This window comes from Candidatus Endomicrobiellum agilis, from assembly GCF_020328115.1.
Lineage (GTDB): Bacteria > Elusimicrobiota > Endomicrobiia > Endomicrobiales > Endomicrobiaceae > Endomicrobiellum > Endomicrobiellum agilis.
The window spans coordinates 57,908-70,748 of record NZ_JAIXMW010000003.1 but is presented as its reverse complement, the minus strand read 5'-3'; the positions used below and the strand labels follow the sequence as shown (position 1 = coordinate 70,748).

Genomic DNA, 12,841 nt, shown 5'->3' with positions numbered 1-12,841 from the left:
ACTATGTGCGGAATTATTGGGTATACAGGAAAAAAGAATGCTGTGGATGTGATATTTAAAGGCTTGAAAAAACTTGAATATAGAGGATATGATTCCGCCGGTATTGCTGTTGTCATCGGTAAGGAACTGCAGATAAGAAGAAGTGTTGGAAAGCTATGCAATCTTGAATCGATGCTTAAAAAAAATCCTATCAGCGCAAATATAGGCATAGGACATACGCGTTGGGCTACGCATGGGAGACCGTCCGAAAAAAACGCTCATCCGCATACAGATCCTACAAAGACTGTCGTTGTCGTGCATAATGGAATAATAGAAAATTACAGCGAGTTAAAAGCTGAACTTCAAAAAGACGGGCAGAAATTTGAATCTGAAACTGATACGGAAGTAATAGCGCATCTTATAAAAAAACATTATAAAAATGATATATTTAATGCCGTTCAAAAAACTTTAGATAGGGTTAGAGGCTCTTATGCGCTTGGAATAGTGTGTAAAAATGAACCTGACAAAATAATATGCGCAAGACAAGACGTTTCTTTAATTATAGGCGTTGGCAATGGCGAAAATTTTATAGCTTCTGATATTCCGGCATTGCTTCCTTACACGCGCCAAATGATTTTTCTTGAAAACGGCGATATTGCAGAGATTACTTCGGAAAAAGTAATTATAAAAAACGCTGAAAACAATGTGATAAATAGAGAAATAAAAAACATACAATGGGATACCGAACAGGCTGAAAAAAATGGCTATAAGCATTTTATGTTGAAGGAAATATTTGAACAGCCGCACATAATAGAAGATACTTTTCGAGGAAGAATTTATCCGGACGAAGGAAGAATTTGTATTGAAGAAGTTGATTTCAAAGAAGAATATGTTAAAAGTATATCGGATATTTATATTGTGGCTTGCGGAACATCGTATCATTCCGGACTTGTGTCAAAATTTTTATTTGAAAGTTTTGCAAAAATACCGACAGAAGTTGATATTGCTTCCGAGTTCAGGTACAGAGATATTATTTTAAATGAAAAAACTTTAGTTGTGGTTATCTCGCAATCCGGAGAGACTGCGGATACTCTGGCGGCTTTAAGGCTTGCAAAAAGCAAAGGTTGTCAAACTCTAGCAATATGCAATGTTGTAGGTTCAAGTATGAATCGCGAAGCCATGCATGTAATTTATACGCATTGCGGTCCTGAAATAGGAGTTGCATCCACAAAGGCTTTTACAGGACAGATTACTGTTCTCTATATACTTGCTTTAGATTGGGCGTATAAAAGAGGAACAGTTGCACTCGGCGAGTTGAAAAAATATTTAAAAGAGTTGTGGGAAGTTCCTTTAAAGATCAACGATTTTTTGAAAGATGTGAAATCCATTTGTGACCTTGCGAAAATTTTTGCATATAAAAAGAATTTCTTATATTTGGGAAGGCATGTAAATTACCCCGTGGCGTTAGAGGGCGCATTAAAAATTAAAGAAATTTCGTATATACACGCCGAAGGTTATGCCGCTGGTGAAATGAAACATGGACCAATAGCTTTAATTGACGAGTCTATGCCAATAATTGCAATAGCTGTTAAAAGCAAAGTATATGAAAAAATGATTTCAAATATAGAAGAGGCAAAAGCTAGAGGCGGGACTATTATAGCTGTGGCAAGCAAATCTGACAAACAAATTAGAAATAAAAGCGATTATGTAATTTATGTTCCTGAAACTGATGAGTTTGTGTCGCCGCTTGTGACTGTGATTCCGTTGCAACTTTTGGCTTACTATATTTCAGTTCTTCTCGGCTGTGATGTAGATCAGCCTAGAAATCTTGCTAAATCCGTCACAGTTGAATGATTTAATTTTGTCTTTTTCCCTCTCTGCCAGAAGTTTTGCTGCCTGAAGGATACGGTAGTAGAAATAGGTGGGAGAAAAGTAGTTGGCAGTTCGGAACAATTTGAATTGGAGACTTTGGATTGTTTGAGAGCGTTATGGTGTATGCCATTGTCGCGTGCTGTAACTGCGAAACAGATAGCCGAAATTGGGCTGAAGTTTACTCGAAACCATATTATCCTCTAAGGACATAGAGGGAGGTTAGCTGCTGGGTTGTTGTCTGCCATTTTAAAAAATTCAGTTGCTTATTGTTATATGCCGCTAAATCTTTGTCGTATTGCAACTTTGAAAACAAACGTCCTGCCATAATGTTATTTTTAACTGTTTAAAAAGTGAATGTTCGCTTTGGCGAGAATGGCGCACAGTATGCTAGCAGTTGTTTGAGAATGACAAAGTCGTAGAGCGGAATATTATTGTTTTTATTGGTGGAGAGTGTATCTGTCATTATAAAAAGCTAAGCTTTTGAAGAATCAGATTGTTTGTCCGTTCTCTGTCGTCAAATCTTTGCCTGTGTTATTTAATAGGTGTTATTATTGTTTTTTTCTTAGCGAGTTGTAATTAAATATCTTAATCGGAAAAGGATCCGTAAAGACAGTTGTTTCGGTTGTGTAACATTATTAGATAATTAAAGTTGTGAATTTATATTTGGTTTTTATCATAGAAAAAAGCAGTAAAAAAAAGCTGTGGCTGCTATAAGTTTGTTTGCCGTTTTTGATAATAATCGTATCAAAATTGGATATGTTGTATGAATATAGGCATTGATATTGAAGAAGTTAAAAGATTTGTCAAATACATAAAAAATAAAAAGCATCTGGAACGCGTTTTTGCAAAAGAAGAAATATCGTATTCACTTGCAAAAAAAAATGCCGCTCAGTGTTTGGCGTCGCGCTTTGCGGCAAAAGAAGCTGTTTGGAAAGCGTTAAGTGCGAGAAATAAAAAGCTTGCCATTACCGATATTTCGGTTAGAAATGCTAAAGATGGAAAACCGCAGGTTTACATTAAAAATAAAAAATGTGAAAAAATAGATGTATCCCTGTCGCATACTGATAAATATGTCGCGGCTGTTGCCATCGTCTCTTAAAAAATGTTATGAAAAAACAAGAAATTAGAGACTTTGTCCTAAAATTAAAAAGAAAACCTGATAGCCATAAATATAACTATGGTCATGTTTTGGTGATAGCGGGTTCTAAACTCATGCCCGGAGCGGGTATATTGTGCTGTTTGGGGGCATTGCGTTCTGGCGCGGGACTTGTGACTTATGCTGTCAGAGATAGTTTTTTAAGTCAAGCATGCGCAATATCAAAACCTGAAATAATGTTTTTTGTATATAAAACTGCACCGGATATTCTTGATTTTGCTAAATCCAGAAAAGTTACTTCTATTGTCATAGGTCCAGGATTAAAATCAAATAACAGTATACTATGCAAATTCATTAAGGAGATTATTTCTGCTGTTGACATACCGGTTATCTTAGATGCTTCCGGACTTGCCTGCTTTAACGGTATTGCGGGTGAACTTAAAATGGTAAACGCTAAACTTATAGTAACGCCGCATTTAGGCGAATTCTCTAAGCTCTTAAATATACAAAGTGCTGTAATAAAAAATGATAGGGAAAAAATGGCTGCAGATTTTGCAGAAGCAAATTCTCTTATTTGCGTTCTCAAAGGCAGCAATACTCTTGTGTCTTGCGGTAAAGAGAAATATGAAAATAATACCGGTACTCCGGCAATGGCGACTGCGGGGAGCGGTGATGTGTTGAGCGGAATAATATCTTCTTTTGTGAATGTTACGGACGATGTATTTGAAGCTGTAAAATTTGCGGTTTTTATTCATGGACTTGCAGGCGAGATTGCTGAAAGAGATAAAGGTACGGCGGGCGTTATTGCAAGCGATATTGCGGAAAATATTTGTTATGCCGTAAAGCAAGTAAGATAGGAAAAGATAGAGTACTATATTGTACGCTTTACCGCCTTCAATTTTTCCCAAATTTATAGTCGTATATTTCATAGAATTGAGTTCTCTCGAATTAACGTTCAGAAAAAGAAGACTCCCGATAACGGCACTCAGGAATGACAAATAAAAAAAAGCACCTGTTATTCTATACGCTAACAACAATATCTTTCAAGAGCAAAGAAAAATCGCTACGATAAATAAATCTATTATTCTAACTTCTTATAACATCAGCCGACAAAGAAAAACCACGATGAAAAACAATCTTCTCGCGCCTTAATTACTAGTAATAACAGCAGTTTTTAAGGAGAAAACAGGAAATTTATCATATTGTTTGAATTCTCTAGCTGGATATCTGCTCTAAATATTAAATATGTCAAATACAACAGCAGATGATACAGTGATAAGTTTTAACAGCGAAACAAGAAGGCAAGTGTTTTGAGAAAACTCAAAACTATAGAAACGGTTTAGGAAGTTAAATGTATTGCTGATTATGATGAAATAGGTAATCCTGTAATAGATAGCTCCCGAGATTGCTGAAGCGTGCGTCGGGACAGTAAAAGAATTTTATGGTGAAAATAATGTTGAAACATTAGATAAACCGTCTAGACTAAGGAAAACTTTTCGGAGGATTTGCATGTAGTCTCCGTCAATTTTTTATATAGGCACTTCAAAAAACAAACAAACCTCATACTCTTGGTATCATAATAATTTCAATATTGACGAAACTGCTCTGCCGAAAGCCGCAAAATACATCGCATATACCGTCTCCGAATTTTTGAAGTAAACATTATGATGCAGGTTGTCAAACTTACGACAAATGCATGAAAGATATGTATTGTACCAGTTGTCGTAGCAGTTTTTCCGTCGGTTTGTCATATGGCAAGCCGAAATATGAACAAAAACGACACGTCGCTAGTAAAGATTGAACTTAGAGCAGTAAGCGAGCAGTTATCGTCGGCAAAAACTGACGTGAAAATGGTTAAACGTTGTTTTTTTGAAAATGCCGGCGATCGTCAATAAATAGATACAGAAACGATTAGAGAATATAGTCGTGCCTCACGCAGGGGCGAAGATTAAAATTATTTAAAAAAATGAAAAAGAGTATTGCTAATCTTTATTTTTGTTTTCTATTTAACAAATATATTAAAATGACTTGTGTAGAGGGAGGTTTTACAATGGTTCCTAAAGATCAAACTTCATTGTTTTACGCTCATTTATCTAAACACGGCAAGACTGAAGAGCAATCAACACGACACAGGATTAAAGAGCAATTAAAGGCAGCTAAGGGAAACCCAGAGCTATACGGTGAAGGACGCGTTAAGCATCTCGAGAAAATATTAGAAGAAGAAAAGAAAGCTGAAGCTATTAGAAGGACGGATGTGCCTAAACCAGTCGATGATAAAAATAAAAAACAAAAACAAGAATTGGAAGAACATTTGGCTAAAGTTGCTGAGATGTCTCAGAAAAACGCTTCAAAAATCGGAATGGGAAAGATAGGATATTGTTTAGGATTGTTACATGATTTAGGAAAATATTCAAAATTATTCCAAGAGTATTTACTGGGGAATCCAAGACGTATAAGCAAAGGGGAGATAGATCATTCTACTGCTGGCGCTCAATATTTCAATGAGTTTAAAGACGATAATAAATTAAAAGGTTTTTTGTTTGAACTGATTGAACTTTGTTGTGTTTCTCATCATTCTGGACTGATTGATATGATTGACATATATGGTAAGAACATTTTTGATAAAAGATTGAACAAAGAATATTATTATAAAGAAATTGTCTCAATAAAAGACATAAAGAAAAACATAGAAAAAGACATTGTAGATAAGATAAATAATGCTGTCAATAATAATGATTTGTTATCTGAAGTTGAACAAATCAAAGATGAAATAGACGTAAATTCTAATAAAAATGAAATATATAGAACATTTTCATATGGAATGCTTGCAAGATTTTTGTTGAGTTGTCTTATTGACGCAGATCATACAAACAGCGCAGATTTTGAGTGCGGAGAAGAAGTTGAAAAGAAACCTGTCAATTGGAATATAATTTCAGAAAAATTAGAAAAAGAAATAGATAGACTTAATAATGAAAATAAATCTTCGCAAGATATGAAAGAGATAAGGAAACATATTTCTGATGATTGTGCCAGTGCCGGACAAACATATCAAAAAGGATGTTATAAGCTTGAAGTGCCTACAGGCGGTGGTAAAACCCTTGCAAGTTTTAGATTTGCCGTTGAGATGGCAAAAAGACATAGTGCTGATAGAATAATTTATTGTATTCCTTTTACTACAATAATTGAACAGAATGCTAGTACAATAAGGAAAATAGTTGAAACAGATAAATCTGATAAAGGGAAAATAGTATTAGAACATCATTCTAATATATCTCAAACACCAAATGATACGAAAGAAGAGCTTAACCCAACTGAACTTTATATGCAAGGTTGGGACGTCCCTATTATATTTACGACAAATGTACAGATTTTAAAGGTTTTGTTCGGACGCAGAACTACCGATACTCGGAAACTTCATCAATTGGCAAATTCAATAATTATTTTTGATGAGATTCAAGCGCTTCCAATAAAATGCGTTCATTTATTTAACAATGCGATGAATTATTTGGTTGATTTTTGTAATACTAGTGTTGTTTTATGTACTGCGACGCAGCCGTTGTTAGACGATGTAGATCCAGAAAAGGGTTGTTTAAAACTTTCTGAAAAACCAGATATTATTCAGAATAAAAGTTGTATGTTTAGTAATTTGAAACGAGTGGAAATTGAACATGAAATAAAAGATGTTGATTATACAAGTGAAGAAATAGCTTCAAAAGCCATAGAATTTGTTAACGATGATGGGAATTGTCTAATAATTTGTAATACAACAAAATCTGCAAAAGAAATTTTTGAGATTATAAAAAGTAAAGAAGATTATGAGGTTTATCATCTTAGCGCGAGAATGATGCCAATTCATAGAAGGATTGTTTTAAGAAAAATAAAAAGGAAATTAAATAGAAAAGAAAAAATTGTGGTTGTTTCCACACAAGTTATAGAAGCTGGCATTGATATTGATTTTAATTGCGGTATTCGAGCATTGGCAGGATTGGATTCTATAATTCAAGCAGCTGGAAGAATCAATAGAAATGGAACTTTAAAAAACAATGAAGGGAATAATAAAAAAGGCAAATTATATGTTTATAATTTTAGTGAAAATTTAGATAATTTAGAATATATCAGGGAAGGGAAAAAAATTGCTAAAATTATTTTAGAAAAGCATCGCAATGCAGATTTATTAGACAACGAAATAATCAAAGATTATTATGATGATTTCTTTTATCAAAAAAAACATCAAAAAGAAATGCAATACTTGATTTGCAATGGAAATACTGAATTGGATTTATTATCAGAAAACCGTAAGTATAAAGATAATGATAAATGTAATCATCTTACGCTTAAGCAATCTTTTAAAACGGCTTCAAATAATTTTAAAGTTATAGATGATATTGCAAGTCCTGTCTGCATTGAAATAAAACGAGTCCGTGTGATTATTGATAAAATAAACAGTTCTTTTGATTTTAAAGAAAGATATAAACTTATAAAGAAACTTCACAAATATAATGTCAACATCTATCCAAATCAATTTAAAGGTTCAGGTTCAACCGCGATAAAACCAATAAATGACGATTTAGATATTTATAGTATAAGCGATTGCTATTATGATAAAAACTTTGGTATTACGGAGGAAGCAACATTAGATAAAGGAGGCGCATGTGTTTAATACTCCAAAAAATACAGTAGAGTTTAGAGTGTGGGGAAAATTTGCATTATTTACTGATCCGATTACAAAATTGGGCGGAGAAAAATGTTCATATCAAATTCCTACTTATGAGGCGGTTAAAGGGATTACAGAATCAATTTATTGGAAACCGACATTTATTTGGATTATAGATAAAGTTCGCGTTATGAAGTCTATAGAAATGGAAGTCAAAGGTGTGAGAACTTTAAAATATTATGGAGGTAATGGCGGATTGTATTACTACACATATTTAAAGGATGTCGAATATCAAGTGCAGGCGCATTTTGAATGGAATGAAAATATGCCTGAACTTAAAAAAGATCAAAACGATGGAAAACATTTTGAAATAGCCGAACGTTCGCTTGAAAAAGGTGGCAGAAGAGATATTTTTCTTGGAACTCGCGAGTGTCAAGGATATGTTGAACCTTGTAAATTTGGAGAAAGCGTCGGTTATTATGATAATAATTTATTGTCTTTTGGCTCTATGTTTTATAATTTTGGTTATCCAAACGAAACTGGGAAAAAAGAATTGGTAGCGAGAATCTGGTTAAATGCTGATATGAAAAATGGAATAATTGATTTTACTGATAAAAACAATGATATAAAAGAAAGAATCATTAAACCGATGCAGCAAGAAAATCAATATCTTTAGATAGCAATATTTTAAACATTAATACGGAATATGAAAATATGTTTGTAAATGCGGAGGTAAAATAATGAGTTGGTTTCAAAGATTATATGAGACTTATGAAAATTGTGTCAAAGCATCCGAACAAAGTGATTTTGCAATTGCTCCTGTAGGGCATACTCATAAAGTTTGCAATATTGAGATAAGATTAAATGAAAAAGCTGAGATGACTGACGCTCAGATCATAAATGAGGATACCATAATCCCTACTACGGATGATAATAATTGCCTCTGGTCATTTGCGGTTGATATAAAAACTTATCAAAAAGAAAAAGGTAAGGATGGTAAAGAATTAAAAGTTACATACAAAAAACAGTTGAATGAATGGGCTGAATATGCGGACGACAGTATCTCTTCTAGTACAGCTAGTACAAAAAAAATACAAATAGTAAATGAATATATTCAAAAAAACACATTGATACAAGATTTGAAAAACAAAGAAGTTTTGTGGTTAGACAATGGCGGTAAATTTATTGAAAAACCTAAAAAGAAAAAAGATATAGAAGATAAGTATAAAATTTTTAAATGTGTTAATGTTAAAAAACAAGAAGATGTTTTTATTAGATGGGTTGTCGGTACGGATAAAGAAGATCGTAATACTTGGGAAAATCAGGAAATTATAAAGTCTTGGATAAATTTTAGAAAACAAAAAGAAAATAAAAAGTATGAATCTGAGATTGAAAAAACCTACAGAAAAGATAAAGAAAATAATATTGTGAAAAGATTAAGAGATGATAAAATTTGCTGCATTACATGGAAAACTGATTGTATCGCAACCAATCATCCATTCTCAAATGGTACATCTAAACTTATAGCGGTTGGAGATGATTTAGTATTCAAAGGAAAATTTAAAGAATATTATGAAGCATTATCTGTAAGTTTTGATGTGTCTCAGAAAGCTCATAATACGCTAAAATGGCTCGTTGCAAAGGAAAGAGGACAAGCCTATCGTAATTATCCTCAAATAATTGTTGCTTTTACTATCAATGGTAGAGGCGGAAATATAGGGGAAGTTTTCGGAAATGATTTTGTTAAAAGCATAGAGGGTTACAGCGTAGATTTTGAAGAATTTGAACAAAATGAAAATATTGTGCTTTTAGAGATGAATGCTGCAAGTCCAGGCAGAGCGTGTATAGCTTATTATAAAGAACTTTTAGGTTCTCAATATTTAAAAAACGTAAAAAATTGGCATAAAAAATATTATTGGCAGCAGTTTTTAAAAATAAAAAATAAAGATAATCAAAAGGAAGAATATCAGTATTTTTATGGAACTCCATCAATAAATACGATAGCTACTGTATATTTTTATAAAAAAGATAGATCTTCGGTTGAAAAAAACGAGCAGAAAATAAAAAGCAAGTTGATAAGGGATTTAATGCCAAGTGTTTTAGAAAATAAAAATATCCCTGAATATATAGAAAAGCATTTTATTGAAAAGGCTTCAAACCCCGTTGCCTTAAATAATAATCAATGGAAGACAATCTTAAGAATTGCTTGTTCAATATATAAGGGCAATCATTATTCGTTTTGTTGTCATCGTTTATATGGTGAGAATAAAAAGGAGGATGAGAATAAAAAAGAGGAGGATTATTTAATGAGTGTTGACGAAAATTGCAAGGACAGAAACTATCTTTATGGAAGATTATTAGCTGTGATTGATAATGCTGAAAAAACAGCATTATTAAAACAAAATAAAGAAAATAGTAATACAAAAGAGGCAATAAGACTAACTAATGCTCAAAGATTGATGCGTCAATTTTCTATAAAACCCTTTGAAACTTGGAAATTTTTATATGAAAAGTTTAATGATGCTTATAAAAAAAGAGTAAATGGATATTGGATAGATAAAACAATAGTAGATATTAAAGATAAATTTACTTCAATAAAAGAATTTGAAAATAATTCAAAATTAACAGGGTTATATTTATTAGGTTATTTTCATCAACTAAAGACGATAGAAGAAGAAAGGAAAGCTGCGATACAAAATAAAAAAGAAAAGGAGTGTTCAAATGACATCGTTAAATAAAAAAATTGATTTTGTAGTTGTATTTAAAGTAAAAAATGCTAATCCCAATGGAGATCCTCTTAATGAAAATATGCCGAGAACATTGGCAGATGGAATTGGTGAAGTAACGGACGTATGCGTTAAAAGAAAAATAAGAAACAGGCTATTAGATATGAATAAAGGTGTTTTTGTTCAATCTGATGATTATAAAAAAGATAAGTATGGTTCTTTGCAGGAAAGGGCAGATAAAGAAATAGGTACAATAAATAAAACTTCTGATTTTTCTAAACAAGCTTGCGAAAAATGGATGGACGTGCGTGCTTTCGGACAAGTTTTTGCTTATGAAAAAGGAAGTTCTATAGGAATTAGAGGTCCTCTAACAATTCAATCTGCCTTTAGCAAAGAGCCGATAACTATTGTTAGTGACCAAATAACAAAAAGTGTTAATGGTAAAAGTAATAAAAAAGGTAGTGATTCAGATGACGAAGGCATGTCGTCTGATAGGATGGGAATGAAGCATTGGATTAGGGAAGCGATATATGTTTTTTATGGAGCTATGAATCCTCAGCTAGCGGAAAAGACTGGTTTTAGTAATGAAGATTCTAACGTTATAAAAGATATATTACCGAAACTGTTTGAAAATGACGCTTCTTCAGCGCGACCAGAAGGAAGTATGGAAATATTAAAAGTTGTTTGGTTCGAGCATAATTCATCATCTGGACAATACTCTTCAGCGAAAGTTCACAATTCAGTTAAAATTGACAATAATGGCAATATAGAAAATGAAAAAGATTTAGAAAATGGAACTGTGGAATCCATAAAAGGTTTAAAGGCGGAAATAATTCAAGGTTGGTAAATAATGTATTGTGAAGATGATTTGCTTCATATAAGAGGGTTATATCAACTGTCTTATTGCAAACGCAGATGTGCCTTGCTTTTTATTGAACAACAATGGGCAGACAATTTCTTTACGGCAAAAGGAATTGTTATGCACGATAAAGTTCACACAGAAAAAATAGAGCATAAAAAGGGTGTAATTATTGAACGCGATATTTATCTTAAATCTTATAAACTTGGTCTAATAGGGAAGAGCGATATTGTGGAATTTCATAAATCTGGGAGTAAATTAATTCCGTTCCCTGTTGAATATAAAAGCGGTAAGGCGAAAGGTGATAATACAGATAAAGTCCAGCTTTGTGCGCAGGCTATGTGTCTTGAGGAGATGATGAATGTTGCGATAGAAAGCGGTGCAATGTTCTATGGGAAAACCCGCAATCGACTAAACGTTGAGTTTGATAAATCTCTAAGAGATGAAACTTCTGCTCTTGCCCAAGAATTTCATGATTTAGTTAATAGTGAAAAAACACCAAAATCTGAATATTCAAAAAAATGCAATAATTGTTCATTTAAAAAATTATGTTTGCCCGAAATGTTTGGAAGCAAAAAATCTATAAAGGAATATTTAAAAGAAGTTATAAATAATGAAGAAACTATTTAGTACGCTTTGTATTTCAACGCAAGGAACATATGTATCAAAAGAGCGCGAGAATATTGTAGTTAGTTTACAGGGTAAAGAATTATTTAGAGCGCCAATTCATCTGATTAACTCGATGGTTTGTTTTGGGAATGTTTTATGTTCACCTTTTCTCTTAGGATTGTGTGCCGAAAATGATGTTTCTGTGAGCTACTTTACAGAGTATGGAAAATTTATAGCAAAAGTACAATCTCCTATTTCAGGCAATGTTCTTTTGAGAAAACAGCAATATAAATATTCAGATGATGAAAAATTCTGTCTGGAAACAGCCAGATCAATATTACTTGGAAAGTTAAATAATTCAAGAACTGTAATAAACAGAGCCTTAAGGGATCATGAAGAGAAAATACCTAATTCTGATAGACTGAAACAAGTATCTTATGGTTTACACAAAGCAATTGATAATACTTTTAATGCTGAGAATGTAGATGTATTACGTGGCATGGAGGGCGATGCTGCTGGTTCTTATTTTAGTGTCTTTAATGAACTGATATTAAATTGCAAAGAAAAGTTTTTTATGACCGACAGAAACAGGCGTCCTCCAAAAGACAGAGTTAATTGTCTTCTTTCTTTTGTATATACTTTATTGGTGCATGATGTTTCATCAGCATTGGAAGGAGTCGGATTAGATCCTCAAGTTGGGTTCTTACACAAAGATAGACCCGGCAGACCGAGTTTGGCTTTAGATATGATGGAAGAATTTAGATCTGTAATAGCTGATAGATTGGTTCTTACTTTAATCAATCTATCTCAAATTGATGCTGATGATTTTTCAGAATCTCCGAGCGGCGGAGTAATAATGAAAGATGATAATAAAAAGGTTGTTATAGACTCATATAGAAAGAGGAAAGAGGAGGAAATATTTCATCCTTTCTTGAAAGAGACTATACATATAGGGCTTTTATATCATGCACAGGCTTTGCTTTTTGCTAGGTATATAAGAGGGGATATTGATGCATATCCACCGTTTATTTGGAAATAGGATAAAT

Annotated in this window: 10 protein-coding genes; all 10 read left to right on the top strand. The window is 32.9% G+C overall.

Annotated features, from left to right (window positions below; translation table 11 throughout):
* Positions 1-3 precede the first annotated feature (3 nt).
* The 10 genes from glmS (at position 4) to cas1c (ending at position 12,834) form a co-directional block, all read left to right on the top strand.
* Positions 4-1,833 (top strand): glutamine--fructose-6-phosphate transaminase (isomerizing), encoded by a 1,830-nt coding sequence (gene glmS, locus LE179_RS02595; RefSeq protein ID WP_374128812.1) that lies wholly within the window; start codon positions 4-6, stop codon positions 1,831-1,833.
* A gap of 781 nt (positions 1,834-2,614) precedes the next feature.
* Positions 2,615-2,950, top strand: coding sequence for a holo-ACP synthase (acpS, locus tag LE179_RS02590; RefSeq protein WP_374128811.1), 336 nt, complete (start codon positions 2,615-2,617; stop codon positions 2,948-2,950).
* An 8-nt stretch (positions 2,951-2,958) separates the two neighbouring features.
* Positions 2,959-3,804 (top strand): NAD(P)H-hydrate dehydratase, encoded by an 846-nt coding sequence (locus LE179_RS02585; RefSeq protein ID WP_374128810.1) that lies wholly within the window; start codon positions 2,959-2,961, stop codon positions 3,802-3,804.
* A gap of 909 nt (positions 3,805-4,713) precedes the next feature.
* A complete protein-coding gene (locus LE179_RS02580) occupies positions 4,714-4,842 on the top strand; it encodes a hypothetical protein (protein WP_374128809.1) in 129 nt (42 codons plus the stop codon).
* A gap of 155 nt (positions 4,843-4,997) precedes the next feature.
* The gene (cas3, locus tag LE179_RS02575) at positions 4,998-7,607 is read left to right on the top strand and encodes a CRISPR-associated helicase Cas3' (protein ID WP_374128808.1); all 2,610 of its coding nucleotides are present in this window, start codon (positions 4,998-5,000) and stop codon (positions 7,605-7,607) included.
* Positions 7,600-8,277 (top strand): type I-C CRISPR-associated protein Cas5c, encoded by a 678-nt coding sequence (gene cas5c / locus LE179_RS02570; protein ID WP_374128807.1) that lies wholly within the window; start codon positions 7,600-7,602, stop codon positions 8,275-8,277. Before cas3 ends, cas5c begins: the two co-directional genes overlap by 8 nt.
* Positions 8,278-8,341: 64 nt before the next feature.
* Positions 8,342-10,339, top strand: coding sequence for a type I-C CRISPR-associated protein Cas8c/Csd1 (locus LE179_RS02565; RefSeq protein ID WP_374128806.1), 1,998 nt, complete (start codon positions 8,342-8,344; stop codon positions 10,337-10,339).
* Positions 10,323-11,174: a type I-C CRISPR-associated protein Cas7/Csd2 gene (gene cas7c, locus LE179_RS02560; protein WP_374128805.1), complete on the top strand. Its 852-nt coding sequence runs from the start codon at positions 10,323-10,325 to the stop codon at positions 11,172-11,174. The genes LE179_RS02565 and cas7c overlap by 17 nt, the downstream gene beginning before the upstream one ends.
* 3 nt (positions 11,175-11,177) lie before the next feature.
* Positions 11,178-11,816, top strand: a complete 639-nt coding sequence (cas4, locus tag LE179_RS02555) for a CRISPR-associated protein Cas4 (RefSeq protein ID WP_374128804.1) — start codon at positions 11,178-11,180, stop codon at positions 11,814-11,816.
* Positions 11,800-12,834: a type I-C CRISPR-associated endonuclease Cas1c gene (cas1c, locus tag LE179_RS02550; RefSeq protein ID WP_374128803.1), complete on the top strand. Its 1,035-nt coding sequence runs from the start codon at positions 11,800-11,802 to the stop codon at positions 12,832-12,834. Before cas4 ends, cas1c begins: the two co-directional genes overlap by 17 nt.
* Positions 12,835-12,841: the final 7 nt, after the last annotated feature.